This window comes from Staphylococcus debuckii, assembly GCF_003718735.1.
GTDB classification, from domain to species: domain Bacteria; phylum Bacillota; class Bacilli; order Staphylococcales; family Staphylococcaceae; genus Staphylococcus; species Staphylococcus debuckii.
In genome coordinates this window covers 1,050,560-1,068,371 of record NZ_CP033460.1, presented here as the reverse complement: position 1 = coordinate 1,068,371, position 17,812 = coordinate 1,050,560, and the positions used below count along the sequence as shown (strand labels likewise).

The following is a 17,812-nucleotide window of genomic DNA, read 5'->3' as shown; positions in this document are numbered from 1 at the left end:
CAAAAAGAAAGGGCTGGGACAAAAATTAATGTCCCAGCCCTTGTGTATTTAACCATGGAAAATCAGCAATAAAACTACAGCCGCAATTTGAGCAATCGAAGTTGTAATAATGCGACGTGTATAGAAATAACTGATTGATAAGATAGCTTGAGCAATAAAGATAAAGACGCATAACCAAATTTGGTCAAAATAGAAAAACAACGAAGCTGAACATAAAGCAGTAATAAGAATTGCCGCCCAAGCAGGCAATTTCAAGTTCAGTAATTGTTTTTGCAGTACAGTACGCATATATAACTCATGACATGGAATGACAAATAATAAAGTCACTAGAATCTGCCATTTAAAATATACGCCTGAACGTGTTAAATCTTTAATCAAAGTAGTGTATGACACTTCTTGGCTTATTAAAGACATAATCAGCTGCACGATAATTAAAGCAACTGCGGTAATAATACCTATACCAATAGATGGTAATAGCCGTTTCGAAGCAATATCACGTTGGTAGAATACGTAACTGATACCGGCAAACAACATGATGCCAGTATATAAATACCAATATTCCTGTCGCTCTCCCCACATGATTAATAAAATAATGTGGAAAATTATAAAACTAATAATAAACCACAATAAAGCCTTTGTATTTGTTTTCATTGTTCCTTAACCTTCTTGATCAACTACCTTATAGCGTTTATGGTTAATTACCGTTTTTTCCGGTAAATCCAATTCTTCGAAATTCTTCATAATTGTTAAATCCACAATTACTGAATTATCATTAATTTTTTCAACACGACCTCTAAGTCCATCATAAAATTCTACAATATCTCCTACTTCTGCAACAGTCATTACAGGTCCTCCTCGAATTATACTAAATTACATTGTACTAAAATTTACGCTTCAAATAAACAAATATCCTGTGAAAGCGTTATAATTATACTAAATTCTAACTTAATTGTGAACTTCAAACTATTTAATTAGCATTTTAGTCAAAAATAAGGGATAAATAAAGTATAAGGAAAAGTAAGCTTAAAGGAGAGAATAGGCATGAAATTTGTAAGCAACAATAATATTACAGACCCCAAACTTAATTTAGCAATGGAAGAATATGTATTGAAATATCTTCCTCAAGATAATGATTACTTCTTATTCTATATTAATCGCCCATCTATTATTGTCGGCAAAAATCAAAATACGATTGAAGAAGTCAATCAACGATATGTTGAGGAACATAATATAGATGTAGTTCGTCGAATTTCAGGCGGTGGCGCTGTTTATCATGACTTCGGTAATCTGAACTTCAGTTTCATCACAGATGATGACGGCAATAGTTTCCATAACTTCAAAAAATTTACGCAGCCTATCGTGCAAGCGCTAAACAGCTTAGGAGTAGATGCTGAAATGACTGGAAGAAACGATATTCAAGTCGGACCAGCTAAGATATCTGGAAACGCTATGGTAAAAGTGAAAAACCGCATGTTCAGTCACGGTACTTTAATGCTTGACAGTGATTTAAACGAAGTCCAAAACGCATTACGTGTTAATCCTGCTAAAATTAAATCTAAAGGCATCAAGTCCGTAAGAAAACGCGTTGCTAATATATCAGAATTTCTAGAGGAACCATTGGATATTGAAACGTTTAAACAAATTATTTTAAAACATATCTTTGGCGAGCATGAAGTTGAAGAATATAAATTAACTGATGACGATTGGAAAAATATCGAAGCATTAAGCGATGAAAAATATCGTACGTGGGATTGGAATTATGGTAAAAACCCTAAATATAATTTCGAACGTGAGGAAAAATTTGAAAAAGGATTTGTGCAAATTAAGCTGCATGTTAAAAAAGGACGTATTGAACACGCTAAAATTTTCGGAGATTTCTTTGGTGTCGGTGATGTATCCGATTTAGAAGAAGCGTTGATTGGCAGCTTGCATAATTTCGAAAGTATTGAAGAAGCACTTTCTGAATATGATTTATATCATTATTTCGGAGACATTCCACGTGAAGAACTGATTAGATTAATGTCTTAACAAATAACAAAGGACTATTCATTATCAATAACAATGAATAGTCCTTTATTTTACCCAGGAACACGATGTCGAATTATCCAATTAAAACATCCTCCAATTGATTATATTCTGCTGTATAGCGATTAAATGCTTCTTCATCTTTATTAACTAATGCTTGATCGATCAGCTCAGTTAATTTTTCCTTTCGCACATTACGCAAAGCTTGATCGATAACAAGTTCAACCCCCAAATCATTCACATTAGCAACAAACGCCTGCAACGTCCCATTTTTTACATTGATATTGTGATTCATAGTAATCACTGCCTTTCTCTTTTTTATGTAACTACGAGTATACAGTGAATTTATTTTGAAATCAATGAATATTCTGATTTTTTAAAAATAAAAAGTGTAATATTAGTACTAAAGTTTCTATTGACTTTTTCTCGCTCTAGTATACAATAATTGTAGGTTTTGATTAATAAATATTTTAACTTCAAACAACTTAATAGGAGGAAATGACTATGGAAGAACATTATATCTTCAAACGTAACGACATCGCTATTATGCCCATTATCATGGAAGGAGAACCTTACCCCCTCACCCAAATTTTATCTTACGAAAAGGAACCGCGCATTTTGAAAATTTCCCCGAGGAAAGCTCTCGAAAAATCATGCAAGTTCTACGGCTCAAAATTTTCAATTTTAAGATCCGATACGATCAGATTAACAGATATCAAAAGCAAGCCCCCTATCTTACTCTCACCTATTATTTCAATCATCTTATTTTCTACTCAATCTATCAGTTCACCATCAAATATTTGGATAAACATTGAATATGTAAAAGATATTAAGTCAATAGGTACAAAAGAAACTCAAATCAATTTTATTGATGGCCAATCTATTACTGCACCCGTTACATCCCGCACTATCAATCATCAATATAAAAATGCCATTTATTACGAACATCTCATTAATAAACGCGTTAAAACTATCAAGTGGAATACTGAAAAACCAATCGACTATTCTAAGCCGTCACTAGATGTTTATGAAACGCTTTGCAAGTACCTGGTTATCAATCAATCCAACAAATCATAGCTGTAATTAAAATTTATAGTAGTAAGTTAATATGCGGGATATTCATATTAATTTGGTGTAAATATTCCGCATATTTTTCGTTATTTTCTCTTGAAAATTTTAAAGTGATTGATATAATAGTACTTGTGCTTGAATAAATCAGATTAATCCACAGTAGCTCAGTGGTAGAGCTATCGGCTGTTAACCGATCGGTCGTAGGTTCGAGTCCTACCTGTGGAGCCATTGGAAACGTACTCAAGTTGGCTGAAGAGGCGCCCCTGCTAAGGGTGTAGGTCGCGAGAGCGGCGCGAGGGTTCGAATCCCTCCGTTTCCGTTAATTACTTAGAAATAGTTAGAATCCGTTATATCAATGGGTTCTAGCTATTTTTTATTTTGTTCTAAATCCCTTGATACATAAGGTTTTGCGGCTGTTTTTTAATTTTTATAACTTTCCTTACTTGGAATCTATTAGAATCGCCTAAAAATTTTTAAGCACAATGTGTCTAAAATTCTGTGCTTTTTTTATAAAAAAGACACACTGTAGACACGTCAAAGTCATATCCTTTCTAATCAATTATATATATCTAGATTCTTCATCATTTTCCTAATAGTCTTCTCAAATCTTCTTTGAGATTTTTCAAATATATTGACTAATGCATCAATACCATTGCCAGTTTGAGCAATGTAAAGCGCATCTTTATACTCTTTTTCATATTCACTGTGCACAACTATTAAATCTACGTCGTTATCTAAACATTGTTTTAGAATAATAAAGCGCCCTACTCTGCCATTTCCATCATGGAATGTATGGATCTTTTCAAATTTACTGTGAAACTCAGCGATTTTTCTAGTGTCCATCTTAACTTCATTATATTCTTGCAATAACAGTTCCATGTCGAAATGTATTGTTTCCGGGCTCGATAATTCTAATTCTACTTTTCTTAATCTAGCCGGCATTGGTCTATAAGTTCCGGCAAGTTTACTATCAAAAACATTTAAAGAATTGTTTAGTAAAATACCATGAAATTCTTTTAATAATTTCTCCGATAATTGTCCATTATATATTTTTGCGATGAAATCAAATACTTCTATTGAATTTGCGGTCTCTATAATATCATTGAGTTTATGTGAACCTATCACTCTGTTCTCTATAGTGAGTTTCATGATTTCTTCCTTACTGAACATACTGCCTTCTAATCGATTAGAATGGAACAAAAACTCTGTTTTTAATCTATCATATACTCCAATATTTAATTTTTTTAGCAAAAATAAATGCTTCCCTGTTATCTTCATGGTGTCCGCTTCCTTAGTTTCTTAATAATATTAATGCTCACTATGTTTTATGTGTAACTATTTTATAGAGCTTATTCCTTATCTTAAATTCTATAAGCATTCAATAAAGTCATAATATGTTTTCTGATTGCATCCTTATTCTTTTCATTATTTTCTATATACTCGTCAACCATTCCAATTATACCATGACCAAGAAAGCTCAAGGTCATATGATAATCCAAGGCTTTCTGTCGGCATATTTCTTCGGAGACTACTTCTGTTAATACTTCTTTGAAAAATTGAATTAATTGCTGGCGGCTCTTTTTAAAATGATAATCACCAAATAATGTGCGATAAAACTTTTGGTTTTGATAAAAAAACTTTAACCATTCATCTACTATCAAATTTAAATTAACAATTTTAAATGTATGACAAATTTCTCTTAGTTCTTCTAACCTTTTTATAAATATTTTTTCTAACAAATCGTATTTATCTATATAATGGAGATAAAATGTCTTTCTCGCTATTTGTGCTGTTGATGTGATTTCTTTAACAGAAATTTTATCTATTTCTTTTTGATAAAAAAGAGTTAAAAATGCACTTTCAATATTATTTTTAGTTTTAATCACTCTTAAATCTTCTTCTTTCATTATATCTCCTCACTTACAACCCACATTTTAAATAACTGTGTATTAATTCTCACATAATATTTTAATAATTTTGTTTTCTTGTTTTCATATTTTAACATAATACTAAGAAGTTGCTATGCTCTATTGATTGAGTTTCTCATAAGTAACGCAAGGGTATAGTATCTTTGTACAATAAACGAATGGAGGCAATAATATATGAAACATAGAATTCAAGTAAGCGATGAAGTTGCATTAAATGTAGATGATTTCGGCTCAGGTCAACCATTGGTGTTCTTACACGGCTGGCCAGCAAATAACACAATGTTTGAATATCAAGCAGATTTCGTTGTAGAAAACGGCTATCGTTATATCGGCATTGATCATCGTGGTTTTGGTTTATCAGACAGAGCAGCAGATGGTTATGATTATGATACTATTGCAGATGACATTCAAAAGGTTGTAGATGAATTAAACTTAAAAGATATTATAGTGGTAGGATTTTCAGTCGGCGGAGCATTAGCCTTGAAATACGGTGTCAAACATAACAGTTCGAACTTGAAGAAAATGGTCTTATTAGGACCAGCTGGACCTAGTTTCGTTCAACGCGACGGCTATCCATATGGCTTGAAACCTGAAGATGTTACAGCTTTAATCGAGCAAATTAATGATGATCAACCTAAAGCGATTGGCGACTTTGGTGAAGATTCATTCTTTAATTCAGATATTGAAGTTTCAGATGAATATAAACAATATTTCAATGCAATGACTTTAACTTCGTCTTTAATCGGTACAGTTAAACTTGCTGAATCATTGAGAGATGAAGATTTACGTGAAGAAATTAAATCATTAGATTTACCAGTATATGGTATTCACGGCACAGCAGATCATGTTTGCCCTATCGAATTCTCTGAGTATCTAGAAAAAGAAGCGCCTGATTATACACTTTCAAAAGTTGAAGGTGCAGGACATGCATTGTTCTTCGAGAAAAAAGATGAAGTGAACCGTTTATTATTAGAAGCATTGAAAAAATAAATATCAACTTATTTTCAATAGAGCGGCTAGGACTATTAAAAGTCTTAGTCGTTTTTTCTATCGCTATTTTACCTCACCCTATCTCTTCTCAATTTCAACAAAGTCAACTTCTAATATATGATTCAACATCACATATTAAACCCGCTTTAATTTTTATTAATATTCAGAGTTTTCTATTGAAATCACCTTTCTTTCATGCTATGATTACGTCATTAATTTATTTTTACTTTAGTTCGGTAGAGAATAAAAGCAAAGGTGTGGGACGGCAATGGATTATATTGAGTACCAAGATAAAGTGTTGAGGAGAAAAGCATTAGAATATCAATTTTTAAAGTATTTCCAAAATCACGATTATACAGTAATTGATTTACATTTTATTGAACGCTTAAATTGGCAGCAATTGACTCAAGATGATTTAGAAAGTATGAGTACACGCAGTATTTGGAAAAACGGTCAAAATTTTTATGCCTTAAGAAATGACTGGACGGATCAGCTGCAGCATTATGCCCGAACGTATGATTTAAATTTCAAACGTGCTGTATATGCAGGGCCTATTGCTAATAATGAGCATATCAATAGTAATTTAGGTATTGAAGTATTCAATCCTTCTTATGAAGACATGCTCACTAGTTTCCAATACATGTTGCAATTTGTTCGTGAAGAGATGCAGCAACCAGTTGACTTTGCTGTTATCGGTCATTATCAACTCTTAGATTTACTTTTAACACAATCAGAACAAACGCCTGAGATCTTAAACTTAATTAACGAACGCAACATTTCTGAATTAAGCCAACGCTTAACGCCAACTCATCCATTGATAACTTTATTAAAGCAACCTACACATGTGCAGCTTGATTATATTCCGTCTCTTATTCCAAATGAGCATCCAACCTATTTGTCGCTCTTACGTTGGTCTGAGGAATTGAGAAGAGCCGGTATTGAAAGTATTCATTTAGATATTACGACGATGCCGCCAAAATCTTACTATATCGGTAGTTTCATGCAGTTGTTCACTAATAATCAGTCTGAACCTGTGATGTCAGGCGGCCATTATGCTGGTGAAATTGAAGGATTCGGCTTTGGAATTAAATTAGACTAGGAGGTGGTTTGAATGTTAACAGTGGCACTCAGTAAAGGCAGATTGTTGAAAGACTTTATTCAATTTTTAGAACAAAATGGTAATGCTACTTGGGCAGAGGCATTGAATCAGCGAGAACGTAAACTTCAAATTACTGTTGGTTCTATCAAATTCATCTTAGTCAAAGGTTCAGATGTCCCAACCTATGTAGAAGAAGGTATTGCAGATATCGGAATTACTGGAAGCGATATTTTAAAGGAATGCCCGGAGCATAATATTAATAATTATCTTGACCTTCCCTTTGGCCAGTGTCATTTTTCAGTAGCAGCCAAGCCTCAGACGACAGATATACAACGTGTAGCCACGACCTTTGTGAAGACCACACGTGATTATTTCAACCAGAAAGGGACAGACGTTACTATTATTCGCTTATCTGGTTCTGTTGAATTGGCTGCTGTAGTGGATATGGTAGATGCCATAGTAGATATTGTACAAACCGGGACTACGCTCAAATCAAACGGACTAGAGGAACGAGAACGCATTGGAGAAATCAATGCACGTCTTATTACTAATAAACACGCATTTTTCAGTAAATCACAAGCTATCGAGGATTTCATCCAGCAACTGGGGGTTTCTATTCATGCTCAATAAACAAGATTTTTATCGTCAATTCGAAACAGCGTCCGCTTCAAATCAAGACTTATTAGATAGTGTTCAAGACATCATCCAAAATGTAAAACTGAATCAAGATACAGCCTTATTTCAATATAACCGCGAGTTCGATCATGTTGAAGTTAATCAGCTAGAAGTTCCTGCTGCAACTATTGAAAAAAGTTTAGATCAAATCTCGTCTGAATTACGCACAGCCTTAGAAGAAAGTTATGAAAATATAAAAGCATTTCAGCAAAAGATAAAGCATGAAAATGTCATTGGAAAACATACAAGTCAAATATATCACCCTATAGAAAGTGTCGGTATCTATGTGCCTGGCGGGAAAGCCGCCTACCCTTCTACTGTATTGATGACAGCTACCTTAGCTCAAGTAGCGGGCGTAGAAAATATAGTAGTCGTTACACCTCCTCAACCAGAAGGTGTCAATCCAAGTATTTTAGCTGCCTGTCAGCTGACAGGTGTCCATCATGTCTATCAAGTTGGGGGCGCACAAAGTATTGTTGCTTTGGCTTTTGGTACCGAAACCATTCCGAAGGTCGATAAAATAGTCGGACCTGGCAATCAATTTGTAGCAACGGCCAAGCAATTGTTGTATGGCTATGTCGGCATCGATCAAATTGCTGGTCCTAGTGAAATTATGATTATTGCTGACGAATCGTCAGAACCGGAATTTATCGTCCAAGATATTCTGGCCCAAGCAGAACATGATGAACATGCACGTACTTTTATACTTTCTACTAGTAAAAAAGTTTTAGAAAAAGTGGAAGCACTATTGCCTGAAGCAATTCAGAATGCACCGCGTAAAGCGATTATTGAATCGAGTATTCAGCATTTCCATTATGCAATCTTAGCAAAAGATAATGATGAGATTATTGAGATTGCAAATTTCGTAGCACCAGAGCATCTTTCAATTCAAACGCAAAATCCTGAACAATATCTTTATCACATCAAATATGCAGGCGCGATGTTCTTAGGTTCTTATGCACCAGAAGCGCTGGGTGATTATAATGCTGGTCCCAGTCATGTGCTGCCGACCAATCAAACCTCCCGCTTTACTAATGGGTTGACAGTCAATGATTTCTTAACCAGTCATTCTGTTATCAGCTTTGACCAACCAGCCTTCGAACAACTTGCGTCGGGAGCCATGAAAATTGCGCATAACGAAGGATTATATCAACACGAAGCTTCTGTTCGTGTCAGAACAAAGAAGGAGATGGAGGAAAAATGATTTATATCAATCAGAATGAAAGTCCTATAGCAGCCTTGACCCCATCAGAAATAGCAGATATTGTGGCCGCTTCTGATTTCAAAGTCTACCCGGAAGGACAATATGAGGCTTTCTTAAAGGCCTACGCTGATTTCTATCATTTAAATACTAATCAAGTATTAGCAGCGAACGGCTCGGATGAATGGATACAGAAATGTATGCTGGCTTTGCCTGAAGGTCCTGTGCTTGCGCTCAATCCGGATTTCGTCATGTATACCGAGTTTGCACGACAAACCGACCGCCCTATCGAATATGTAGAATGTAAAGCAGATTTCAGTTTTTCTCTTGAAACGATTTTGACACGCATTGAAGAAGTCCGACCTGCCTTTTTCATTATGAGCGTTCCACATAATCCGACCGGTATTCAATATTCTGCTGACTTTTTAAAAGCGATTAGGGACAAATTGAAAAGTATAGGCAGTTACTTTGTCTTAGATGAAGCTTATATCGAGTTTGGACAACCTAACGAAATACCGCTTGAATCTCATCTCATCATCATGAAGACACTCAGCAAAGCTTTTGCTCTAGCAGGCTTACGTATCGGCATTGTCATCTCAACACCTGAGACGATTCAATTATTGAACCGTTTGGCACATCCCTATCCAATGAGCACCTTATCTTTACGCATAGCAGAGGCACTCTTTAAAAATCACACTCGGGTGGAACACTTGCTTGCAGAACAGCGCTTCTTATGTCGCAAGTTGCAGGATATCTTCACTCAATATGCAGACGATAAAATGACTGTTATTCCTTCGAAAGCGAACTTTGTATTCACTTACGGTACTCACGCACGTGATTTAGGTGAATACGTATTGGCACGTGGTTTCCAACCTCGTTTTTACGAAGAAGCATTATTATCAGAAGCTGTCCGCTACTCTATTGCTACCGAGCAAGAACTCAACCAATTATCAGAGATTGTTAAAGAATGGAGTGATCAATTTGAATTACAGCAAACAACGTGAAACGAAAGAAACCTCTATTAAAATTTCTATAGATTTATCAGGCGAGCAAATAACTTCGATTAAGACAGGCGTCGGCTTTTTAGATCATATGCTGACTTTGTTTAGTTTTCATAGCGGTATTAGCTGTCAAATTGAAGTGCAAGGCGACAATGAAGTAGATGATCACCATACCACCGAAGATGTTGGGATTGTTCTAGGACAACTACTCTTGGAAGCAATTAAAGACCGACAATCCTTTACGCGTTATGGCAGCTTCTATATTCCTATGGACGAGACCTTAGCACGAGTAGTGACTGATATCAGCGGTCGCCCTTATCTTTCTTTTAATGCACAATTTTCAAAGGAAAAAGTAGGCACCTTTGATACGGAATTAGTTGAAGAATTTTTCCGAGGTCTGGTCATTAATGCACGCCTCACAACCCACATCAATTTAATTCGAGGTGGCAATACGCATCACGAAATTGAAGCGATATTCAAAGCTTTTGCAAGAAGCTTGAAAATCGCTCTCTCTGACGACGGATTCAAAGGTGTGCCTTCATCGAAAGGTGTGATTGAATGATTGCGATTGTAGACTACGGCGTCGGCAATATTAAGAATATTGAGCGCGCCATTCATCATTTGGGTTTTGAAGCTGTCTTAACAGATAATCCTGAAGTCATCCGTTCAAGCTCTCATATTGTACTGCCGGGTGTCGGTCATTTTAAAGACGCAATGCAAGCCTTGAGACAATCAGGATTAGATCAAGTTCTGATCGAATTGCAAAATTCCAAACCTTTTATCGGGATATGTTTAGGAATGCAGCTAATGTTCGACCACAGTGCTGAAGGAGATAGTAATGGATTAGGCATTATCCCTGGTGAAGTAGTACCGATTAAAACATCTTATCCAGTGCCGCATTTAGGATGGAACAATTTAGAAAGTAAGCATCCTCTGCTTAATCAAGATGTTTACTTCATTCACTCATATTATGTACAGACTGAAGCTCCGATTATCGCGACAGCAGATTATGGACTGCCTGTTACTGCTATTGTTCAAGCACAAAATAAAATTGGTATCCAATTCCATCCGGAAAAAAGCGGAGATTATGGGTTGGAAATATTAAATCAAGCATTGAAAGGCGGTTTTATAGATGATTGAAATTTGGCCAGCAATCGACCTTATTAATTCTACCAGCGTCAGATTAACAGAAGGCGATTATACCTCGAAAGAAGCGATGACCAGAACAGCAGAAGAAGCAGTCGCCTTTTATAGCCAGTTTAAATGTGTGACTCGTATTCATGTCATCGATTTAATTGCCGCCAAGCAACAAACACCTATCGAAACAGATTATATTGAACAATTAGTCGGATTAACTCATTTACCTTTCGAAGTCGGTGGTGGCATTCGCTCACTTGAAACAATTGAAACTTATTTCAGCAAAGGGGCGCAATATATTATTGTGGGCACGAAAGGCATTCAAAATACAAAATGGTTAAAAGCTGTTGCAGAGCAATATCCTGGTCGTATTTATATTTCTGTAGATGCGTTCGTGGATGAAATTAAAATAAACGGCTGGTTAGAAAATACTGGAATCAATTTATTTGATTTTGTTGAAAAGATTAACCACCTCCCTCTCGGCGGCATTATTTATACTGATATTTCGAAAGATGGCAAGTTGCAAGGTCCTAACTTTGAATTGACTGCTCAATTAGTAAATTCGACTCCTCTGCCTGTGATTGCTTCAGGGGGTATCCGAAACCAAGCAGACTTAACTCAATTAGAACAAGCTGGTGTACAAGCAGCTATTGTCGGCAAAGCTGCTAATACTGAAAGCTTTTGGGAGGGATTAACGTGATTAAGAAACGCATTATTCCTTGTCTCGATGTAAAAGACGGTCGTGTCGTGAAGGGCGTACAATTTAAAGGTCTACGTGATATCGGTGATCCTGTGGAATTAGCTGCCTATTATAATGCAGAATTAGCAGATGAATTAGTGTTTCTCGATATTTCCCGAACTGAGAACGGTCACCAAATGATGCTGGATATCATTGAAGAAACCGCTTCGAAATTATTTATTCCCTTGACTATCGGTGGCGGCATCAGTTCTACAGCCGATATCTCAACATTACTAAAGCACGGTGCAGATAAAGTTTCGCTTAATTCCAGTGCTTTACGTCAACCTTCTCTGATTAAAGAAGCAAGCGATAAATTCGGTTCCCAGTGCATTTGTATCGCTATCGATGCTAAATGGGAAGCTGCTCGTAATGATTGGTTTTGTTATACACATGGCGGTAAGCAACCGACGGATATCCGAGTTTTAGATTGGGTGCGACAAGTAGAAGCTTTAGGTGCCGGAGAATTGTTGGTAACCAGTATGGATTATGATGGTGTGAAACAAGGTTTCGATCATCAGTTGTTGAAAAAGATAAATGAAGCGGTTAATCTCCCAGTCATTGCTTCAGGCGGCGGAGGCAATGCTCAGCATTTTGCAGATCTTTTTCAAGAAACAGACGTCTCTGCGGGGTTAGCTGCCAGTATTTTTCACGATCAAGAAACTACTATTGGCGCCGTTAAAACTTATTTACAAGAAAAAGGAGTGCAGGTCAGATGGCTGTAAAACCAGATTTTTCTAAAGGATTAGTTCCAGCAATCTTACAAGATAATCAAACACAACAAGTCTTAATGCTTGGATATATGAACGAAGAAGCTTATGAGCTTACCTTGCGTGATAAAGTATGCTGGTTTTATTCACGCAGTAAAGCCCGTTTATGGAAAAAAGGTGAAAGCTCTAAACATTACCAATATGTTGAAGATATCCACTTAGACTGCGACCAAGATACCCTTTTGATCAAGGTCACACCAGCAGGCCCTACTTGCCATACCGGATCTACAAGTTGCTTTAATACGGAAATCCCGTTCTTTGTGGATAGTCTAGAGGATATTGTAGCTTCACGTGCTCAAAGTGATGACGAGAAGTCCTATACCCATTATCTATTAACTTCAGGCATTGAAAAAATCACCAAAAAATTCGGTGAAGAAGCTTTCGAAGTCGTCATTGCTGCGATGAAAGCGGACCGTGAAGAATTGACCAATGAAACGGCAGATGTCTTGTATCATTTGTTTGTATTATTGCATGCCTGCGACGTTCCTATTGCAGATGTCAAAAAAGTACTGCAAGCCAGACACCAGAAGAGTGGCAACTTCAAAGGAGAACGTCAAGATGTGCAAGAATGGTAAATTATAAGGTGCTAAGACCTCAAGAATGTCTTAGCACCTTATTTATATGATTTGTATTTTTTGTGTAAAAATGAGCGGTTGAATATTGAATATCATTGTGGCCACCTATACAATTTCACCCTATCAAGCCGAAACTACCACGCGATTTTCCTTCTTAATAAACAAAAAAATGCTCCCTATAGTTTCACCAAGCCACTATAAGGAGCATCATCTGCAGCGTATTTATTTTTTCAAAAGTCATTATCCAATTTGTATCTTCTCTTTAGGATAGTGATACATCACGGGTTCTTTTCGACCGCCAATCATAATGATAAAGGATATGAGGCCGACACGACCGATAAACATCAGCAACATCAAGATGATTTTGGTTAAGTCATTGCCGTCACTTGAGGCACCAAGAGAGAGTCCGCACGTACCAAAGGCAGACATGATTTCAAAGAACACTTGCAAGAAGGTTAATTTAGTTCCTTCAAAAGCTGAAGTGAGAATGATTGCTACAGATGTTAATATCGTAGCCACTCCGAAGACTGTAAAGGTTTTTTGAATATCTGAAGGTTGGATTTCACGATTGAATACCTTTATGGTTGTGCTATTTGTTTCATTTCTGAAGTTAAGTATAAATAAAATCAGAATCGCAAAGGTCGTTGTACGAATACCGCCGCCTACAGAGCTTGGTGAAGAACCGATAAACATCAGTAAGCCCATCACAATGTTGGTTGCATCTGAAAAATGCGTAATAACGATGGTTTCTAAACCTGCACTTCTTGTCGTAGTAGACTGGAACATCGCATAAAACAATGCTTTATGCCAACTTGAACCTTGAAAAGCATGGTTCGCTTCTAATAACAAGATTACAATTGTGCCGAGTGCAAACAAGGCCAAATAGGTAATCGTTGTAATCTTAGCAAAGAGTGAGAAACGAAAGTTCGGAATTCTATTTTTAATATAGGCTTTGACTTCAAGCAACACAGGAAAGCCAATTGATCCTAAAGTAATTAAGAACATGACAATAGTTTGTACAAAGTAATCATCAGCATATGGAATAAGAGAATTGCCGGTAATATCTAAACCTGCATTTGTCGTCGATGAAATTGCTACAAAGAATCCCTGCATCAGTGAATACTGAATATCAGAAGAATCTCTGTAAAAATAAAATGCTAGCAACAGTGCGCCGACCAATTCAATTAATAAGATGGCGCGCACAATTTCAATAATCAATTTGACCGCACCGCTCATGGTATTGCGGTTATTGTCTAACATAATCAATTGTCTTTCACGCAAGCCAATATGTTTACCGAGAATCACCCATAAAACTGTACCCATTGCCATAACACCAACGCCGCCGATGTTTAAGATAATCAATATGATAATCTGTCCAAATGTCGTATAAGTATCGACAATCGAGATAGGCGTCAGCCCTGTTACGCTAATGCCTGAAACTGCCACAAAGAGTGTATCAATTGGATTAACGTGCACGCCAGGTTTGTGTACGTAAGGCAAGTTCAGCATTAAAAAAGCTGCAACGATAGCAAATAGGTAATACATTACTATACCTTGTTGAGGGCTGGTTCTTTTAAATAATTGATTAAAAATGGACAACTTTTTTCACCTCAACGTTACTTCAATTTAATATTAATATCTTTAAGTTTACCATTTCTATAGATTTTTGCCGATAATGATTTTTTATCATCTTTATGTTCAAAAATGATTTGTCTATATCGCAAACTATCTTCAATTTTTGTACCACCTAATTCTACTATAACATCGTCTGATTTCAAACCAGCTTTTTCAGCAATAGAATTATCTTTCACCGCTCGTACTACTGCACCTTGTTCCACACTATCAGGCAATTTCATTTGATGGCGTTCTCCATCATCTAAATCACTTACATTAGAAATTTGTACACCAGTATTCGGATAATCAATATGACCGTGTTTCTCTAATTGTTTTGCTAAATCAAGTGCATGATTGACTGGAATTGCAAAGGCCATACCTTCAACAGCTTGCATATCAATTTTCAGTGAAACAATTCCGATTAATTTACCATTCTGATCTACCACAGCTCCGCCTGAATTACCTGGATTGACTGGCGCATCAATTTGAAATGCTTTCGTCAGATTATCATAACTGCCGTCTTTGTCTATATCCACAGGTACATTTCTATTCAAGCCGGAAATGATACCGCTGGATACACTACCTTTAAAATCAGCGCCTAATGGATTCCCTACAGTAATTATCGGTTCAGCTAATTGAAGTTGATTAGAATCACCTATGGCAATCGGTTTTACTTTACTATCTTTATCTACTTCAGCTTTCACGACTGCAATGTCGGAATATTTATCTTTGCCGATAACTTTACCGTTTGTTTTTTGCTTATCATCATATAAAATATTTTGATTCGCTTTGTCGCCTACTACATGGGCATTCGTCAATATAAAAATAGAGTCGCCTACTTTTTTGTAGACGACACCTGAGCCGATTTCTCCGTCAGATTTGGGTGCTTCTTTTTCTACCGAACCTTTATTACTGTCTTTATTTTCAACCGTCACTACTGAATGTGTTGTTTCTTTGGCGGCTTTCATCATAGCAGTTTGTTTCTTATCTCCACTACCATTGAAGGAGGAAACTTGTCCTGAAGAGCCATTATCTCTATCTTGCAAATTATGGAAGATAGCGAACAATAATAATACTAAAATAATTGCTCCGATTACCACCGCAATTTTTGCCCAATTACGACGTAAAAATTCAGAGACCCCCGAATGATTACGCGTATCTGTCTTATTTGGTGTATGTGTTGAAGGTGTGTCATGTTTATCATTTTGATGACTCGGCTTTTCTGCAACAGCTTCTTTTTCTTTTGTGTCGGATTTCGATTTTTCTTTTTCTTTATTATCTTTTTCCATAGAATTGTCGACTTCTTTCTTAGAAGCTTTTTCAGATTGTATGCCTGCCACTCCACCTACTGCCGCTTCTTTCTTATCTTCGTCACGCTGTTTCGGTTGATTTGCCGTATCAAATTCTGACTTATCTTTTTTGTTTTCACTCGGCACACTATGTAATGTTTCAGAAGGTGAATCGTCTTCTTGATTTTCATGTGCTTTTTGCTTTTGATGCTGAATTTCTTCTTGAGTCAACTTTTCAATTCTTGCTTTGCGTAAATTGTCCTTTACACGTTCTTCATTGTTCTTAGCAAGTTTTGCTTCTCGTTCTTTCTCACGTTCTTTAGCTTCTCGTTCTTTTTGTACACGTTTCTCGCGTTCTTCGTTATGGAAGAAAGCACGACGCTTACGTTTATAATGACGTTTCGGTATGACTTGTTTTCCATCCTTATGCTTTTTCTCTTCATTCGAATGTTGGTCATTTCCCATATTAACGCCTCCTTCACTACAATCTAACTATGTCTTATTATGCCATAACTTTATATGAATTTCTTGTAAATCCTTGTGATTTATACAAATAATTCGACTTTATTTTTAGCAATATAAAAAACTCTTTCTCATTCAACCTGTTAGGCAAATCAGAAAGAGCATTTTAAAAATTATTTATCTTTGTGTTGTGCTGTTTTTTTATTATGACGTAGGGAAGTCAACCAGCCTATGACTACAAGACCGATCATCACGCCCCAGAAGATACATTGCCATAAAATAGTATGCGGGAAGTTTTTTGGAATCAGATTTACTTGTGGGTGCGCAAGTACTAATACCACTAATTTAATACCTACCCAGCCTACGATTGCGAATGCTGCACCTTCTAGGCCTGGATATTTATTCAATAATTCTACAAACCAAGTTGCTGCGAAACGCATTAAGATGACACCAATCATACCACCTGCAAACATTACTAAGAACTGTCCTAAGTCCATACCGCCGAAGTGGATGCCTACCGGTTTTAATGTAAATGCAATTGCCATGGCTGCTAACATAGAGTCGATTGCAAAGGCAATATCTGCGAATTCAACTTTAGCTACCGTACCCCAGAATGCTTTCGGGCCCACTTTCTTTTCATTACCATGCTGATCAAAGTGGTGATCATCACCAGCTTCTGGACTTTCAGGCCCGTGCTGGTCGGCTTTGAAGAATTGATATAAATTCCGCGCTGACATATAAAGTAAATAAACTGCACCGGCTGCTTGAATAAACCAGAAGTTCACTAAGTAACTAATTAAGAATAATGAAGCAAAACGAAATACAAATGCACCAAGCAAACCATAGAACAATGCTTTCTTTCTTTGTTCGGGTGGTAGATGTCTAACCATAACGGCCATTACTACAGCATTATCTGCTGCTAACAAGCCTTCTAAAAATACTAATACGAGCAATACCCACAAATAAGGTAAAATTAAACTCGGATCCATTAACAGACCAACTCCTTATTTCATAAAATGGTTCGTACAGAACACTCAAACGTCTAAGTATTCATGTCCGCTTTTTTGGACAATAAAAGAGACCTATGCTAAATAAATAGCAAAGGTCTCACTTGAATGTCTCTTTTTATAACATCCCATTTTACCGGAAGTGCCTGACTTCGTAATGACGATAAAATGTACCGGCAGGCCTGCAGCCTGTCCATCTAAGTTACTCCCCTCTGACATGACGTCATAGGTA

21 protein-coding genes and 2 tRNA genes are annotated in these 17,812 nt (G+C 36.5%); 14 read left to right on the top strand and 9 right to left on the bottom strand.

The window, feature by feature from the left end:
- Positions 1–48: 48 nt before the first annotated feature.
- Positions 49–651 carry a CPBP family glutamic-type intramembrane protease gene (locus CNQ82_RS04965; RefSeq protein WP_123144347.1) on the bottom strand — a complete coding sequence of 201 codons (603 nt, stop codon included), beginning with the start codon at positions 649–651 and terminating at the stop codon, positions 49–51.
- A gap of 6 nt (positions 652–657) precedes the next feature.
- Entirely contained in the window at positions 658–843 is a 186-nt protein-coding gene (locus CNQ82_RS04960; protein ID WP_123144346.1) for a YkvS family protein, read from the bottom strand.
- A gap of 198 nt (positions 844–1,041) precedes the next feature.
- Between CNQ82_RS04960 and CNQ82_RS04955 the strand changes: the two genes are divergently transcribed.
- A complete protein-coding gene (locus CNQ82_RS04955; RefSeq protein ID WP_123144345.1) occupies positions 1,042–2,028 on the top strand; it encodes a lipoate--protein ligase in 987 nt (328 codons plus the stop codon).
- A gap of 73 nt (positions 2,029–2,101) precedes the next feature.
- Here CNQ82_RS04955 and CNQ82_RS04950 read toward each other — a convergent pair whose 3' ends face one another.
- Positions 2,102–2,320 (bottom strand): IDEAL domain-containing protein, encoded by a 219-nt coding sequence (locus CNQ82_RS04950; protein ID WP_047131718.1) that lies wholly within the window; start codon positions 2,318–2,320, stop codon positions 2,102–2,104.
- A gap of 209 nt (positions 2,321–2,529) precedes the next feature.
- Here CNQ82_RS04950 and CNQ82_RS04945 point away from each other — a divergent pair, with 209 nt between their 5' ends.
- From CNQ82_RS04945 to CNQ82_RS04935, 3 genes are all read left to right on the top strand, one after another.
- Positions 2,530–3,102: a competence protein ComK gene (locus tag CNQ82_RS04945; protein ID WP_123144344.1), complete on the top strand. Its 573-nt coding sequence runs from the start codon at positions 2,530–2,532 to the stop codon at positions 3,100–3,102.
- A gap of 147 nt (positions 3,103–3,249) precedes the next feature.
- A tRNA-Asn gene (locus tag CNQ82_RS04940) sits at positions 3,250–3,324 on the top strand.
- A 2-nt stretch (positions 3,325–3,326) separates the two neighbouring features.
- Positions 3,327–3,415 (top strand) — tRNA-Ser (locus tag CNQ82_RS04935).
- 236 nt (positions 3,416–3,651) lie between these two features.
- Here the strand turns inward: CNQ82_RS04935 and CNQ82_RS04930 are convergent.
- Both CNQ82_RS04930 and CNQ82_RS04925 read right to left on the bottom strand, forming a co-directional pair.
- The gene (locus CNQ82_RS04930) at positions 3,652–4,374 is read right to left on the bottom strand and encodes a Fic family protein (protein WP_123144343.1); all 723 of its coding nucleotides are present in this window, start codon (positions 4,372–4,374) and stop codon (positions 3,652–3,654) included.
- Positions 4,375–4,457: 83 nt separating this feature from the next.
- The gene (locus CNQ82_RS04925) at positions 4,458–5,003 is read right to left on the bottom strand and encodes a TetR/AcrR family transcriptional regulator C-terminal domain-containing protein (RefSeq protein ID WP_123144342.1); all 546 of its coding nucleotides are present in this window, start codon (positions 5,001–5,003) and stop codon (positions 4,458–4,460) included.
- A gap of 195 nt (positions 5,004–5,198) precedes the next feature.
- Between CNQ82_RS04925 and CNQ82_RS04920 the strand changes: the two genes are divergently transcribed.
- The 10 genes from CNQ82_RS04920 (at position 5,199) to hisIE (ending at position 13,208) form a co-directional block, all read left to right on the top strand.
- Positions 5,199–6,014 (top strand): alpha/beta fold hydrolase, encoded by an 816-nt coding sequence (locus CNQ82_RS04920; protein WP_095106148.1) that lies wholly within the window; start codon positions 5,199–5,201, stop codon positions 6,012–6,014.
- Positions 6,015–6,282: 268 nt separating this feature from the next.
- Positions 6,283–7,113, top strand: coding sequence for an ATP phosphoribosyltransferase regulatory subunit (locus tag CNQ82_RS04915; protein WP_123144341.1), 831 nt, complete (start codon positions 6,283–6,285; stop codon positions 7,111–7,113).
- Between the two features lie 12 nt (positions 7,114–7,125).
- Positions 7,126–7,743, top strand: a complete 618-nt coding sequence (gene hisG, locus CNQ82_RS04910; RefSeq protein ID WP_123144340.1) for an ATP phosphoribosyltransferase — start codon at positions 7,126–7,128, stop codon at positions 7,741–7,743.
- Complete coding sequence (gene hisD, locus CNQ82_RS04905) at positions 7,733–8,992, top strand: histidinol dehydrogenase (RefSeq protein WP_123144339.1); 1,260 nt, start codon at positions 7,733–7,735, stop codon at positions 8,990–8,992. Before hisG ends, hisD begins: the two co-directional genes overlap by 11 nt.
- Positions 8,989–9,993 carry a pyridoxal phosphate-dependent aminotransferase gene (locus CNQ82_RS04900; RefSeq protein ID WP_123144338.1) on the top strand — a complete coding sequence of 335 codons (1,005 nt, stop codon included), beginning with the start codon at positions 8,989–8,991 and terminating at the stop codon, positions 9,991–9,993. Before hisD ends, CNQ82_RS04900 begins: the two co-directional genes overlap by 4 nt.
- Positions 9,971–10,552, top strand: a complete 582-nt coding sequence (gene hisB, locus CNQ82_RS04895; RefSeq protein ID WP_123144337.1) for an imidazoleglycerol-phosphate dehydratase HisB — start codon at positions 9,971–9,973, stop codon at positions 10,550–10,552. Before CNQ82_RS04900 ends, hisB begins: the two co-directional genes overlap by 23 nt.
- Positions 10,549–11,130 carry an imidazole glycerol phosphate synthase subunit HisH gene (gene hisH / locus CNQ82_RS04890; protein ID WP_123144336.1) on the top strand — a complete coding sequence of 194 codons (582 nt, stop codon included), beginning with the start codon at positions 10,549–10,551 and terminating at the stop codon, positions 11,128–11,130. The genes hisB and hisH overlap by 4 nt, the downstream gene beginning before the upstream one ends.
- Positions 11,123–11,827, top strand: coding sequence for a 1-(5-phosphoribosyl)-5-((5-phosphoribosylamino)methylideneamino)imidazole-4-carboxamide isomerase (gene hisA / locus CNQ82_RS04885; RefSeq protein ID WP_123144335.1), 705 nt, complete (start codon positions 11,123–11,125; stop codon positions 11,825–11,827). The genes hisH and hisA overlap by 8 nt, the downstream gene beginning before the upstream one ends.
- Entirely contained in the window at positions 11,824–12,588 is a 765-nt protein-coding gene (gene hisF / locus CNQ82_RS04880; protein WP_123144334.1) for an imidazole glycerol phosphate synthase subunit HisF, read from the top strand. The genes hisA and hisF overlap by 4 nt, the downstream gene beginning before the upstream one ends.
- On the top strand, positions 12,579–13,208 hold the full coding sequence (gene hisIE / locus CNQ82_RS04875; RefSeq protein ID WP_123144333.1) for a bifunctional phosphoribosyl-AMP cyclohydrolase/phosphoribosyl-ATP diphosphatase HisIE: 630 nt from the start codon (positions 12,579–12,581) through the stop codon (positions 13,206–13,208). The genes hisF and hisIE overlap by 10 nt, the downstream gene beginning before the upstream one ends.
- Before the next feature lie 240 nt (positions 13,209–13,448).
- Here the strand turns inward: hisIE and CNQ82_RS04870 are convergent, their stop codons facing one another.
- The 4 genes from CNQ82_RS04870 to CNQ82_RS13125 all read right to left on the bottom strand — a co-directional run bounded on the left by CNQ82_RS04870 (position 13,449) and on the right by CNQ82_RS13125 (position 17,799).
- The gene (locus CNQ82_RS04870; RefSeq protein ID WP_123144332.1) at positions 13,449–14,807 is read right to left on the bottom strand and encodes a TrkH family potassium uptake protein; all 1,359 of its coding nucleotides are present in this window, start codon (positions 14,805–14,807) and stop codon (positions 13,449–13,451) included.
- 17 nt (positions 14,808–14,824) lie between these two features.
- Positions 14,825–16,576, bottom strand: coding sequence for a S1C family serine protease (locus tag CNQ82_RS04865; RefSeq protein ID WP_123144331.1), 1,752 nt, complete (start codon positions 16,574–16,576; stop codon positions 14,825–14,827).
- 170 nt (positions 16,577–16,746) lie between these two features.
- A complete protein-coding gene (locus CNQ82_RS04860; RefSeq protein ID WP_164711989.1) occupies positions 16,747–17,568 on the bottom strand; it encodes a TerC family protein in 822 nt (273 codons plus the stop codon).
- Between the two features lie 87 nt (positions 17,569–17,655).
- Positions 17,656–17,799 (bottom strand): hypothetical protein, encoded by a 144-nt coding sequence (locus CNQ82_RS13125; protein ID WP_164711947.1) that lies wholly within the window; start codon positions 17,797–17,799, stop codon positions 17,656–17,658.
- Positions 17,800–17,812 lie beyond the last annotated feature (13 nt).

What these genes read in the sequence shown, in the direction of transcription:
- CNQ82_RS04960 (WP_123144346.1), bottom strand. Translation starts at nt 843, where the DNA reads ATGACTGTTGCAGAAGTAGGAGATATTGTAGAATTTTATGATGGACTT.
- CNQ82_RS13125 (WP_164711947.1), bottom strand. Translation starts at nt 17,799, where the DNA reads ATGTCAGAGGGGAGTAACTTAGATGGACAGGCTGCAGGCCTGCCGGTA.
- CNQ82_RS04965 (WP_123144347.1), bottom strand. Translation starts at nt 651, where the DNA reads ATGAAAACAAATACAAAGGCTTTATTGTGGTTTATTATTAGTTTTATA.
- CNQ82_RS04915 (WP_123144341.1), top strand. Translation starts at nt 6,283, where the DNA reads ATGGATTATATTGAGTACCAAGATAAAGTGTTGAGGAGAAAAGCATTA.
- CNQ82_RS04945 (WP_123144344.1), top strand. Translation starts at nt 2,530, where the DNA reads ATGGAAGAACATTATATCTTCAAACGTAACGACATCGCTATTATGCCC.
- CNQ82_RS04900 (WP_123144338.1), top strand. Translation starts at nt 8,989, where the DNA reads ATGATTTATATCAATCAGAATGAAAGTCCTATAGCAGCCTTGACCCCA.
- hisA (WP_123144335.1), top strand. Translation starts at nt 11,123, where the DNA reads ATGATTGAAATTTGGCCAGCAATCGACCTTATTAATTCTACCAGCGTC.
- hisD (WP_123144339.1), top strand. Translation starts at nt 7,733, where the DNA reads ATGCTCAATAAACAAGATTTTTATCGTCAATTCGAAACAGCGTCCGCT.
- CNQ82_RS04930 (WP_123144343.1), bottom strand. Translation starts at nt 4,374, where the DNA reads ATGAAGATAACAGGGAAGCATTTATTTTTGCTAAAAAAATTAAATATT.
- CNQ82_RS04950 (WP_047131718.1), bottom strand. Translation starts at nt 2,320, where the DNA reads ATGAATCACAATATCAATGTAAAAAATGGGACGTTGCAGGCGTTTGTT.
- hisH (WP_123144336.1), top strand. Translation starts at nt 10,549, where the DNA reads ATGATTGCGATTGTAGACTACGGCGTCGGCAATATTAAGAATATTGAG.
- CNQ82_RS04865 (WP_123144331.1), bottom strand. Translation starts at nt 16,576, where the DNA reads ATGGGAAATGACCAACATTCGAATGAAGAGAAAAAGCATAAGGATGGA.
- CNQ82_RS04955 (WP_123144345.1), top strand. Translation starts at nt 1,042, where the DNA reads ATGAAATTTGTAAGCAACAATAATATTACAGACCCCAAACTTAATTTA.
- CNQ82_RS04920 (WP_095106148.1), top strand. Translation starts at nt 5,199, where the DNA reads ATGAAACATAGAATTCAAGTAAGCGATGAAGTTGCATTAAATGTAGAT.
- hisIE (WP_123144333.1), top strand. Translation starts at nt 12,579, where the DNA reads ATGGCTGTAAAACCAGATTTTTCTAAAGGATTAGTTCCAGCAATCTTA.
- CNQ82_RS04925 (WP_123144342.1), bottom strand. Translation starts at nt 5,003, where the DNA reads ATGAAAGAAGAAGATTTAAGAGTGATTAAAACTAAAAATAATATTGAA.
- hisG (WP_123144340.1), top strand. Translation starts at nt 7,126, where the DNA reads ATGTTAACAGTGGCACTCAGTAAAGGCAGATTGTTGAAAGACTTTATT.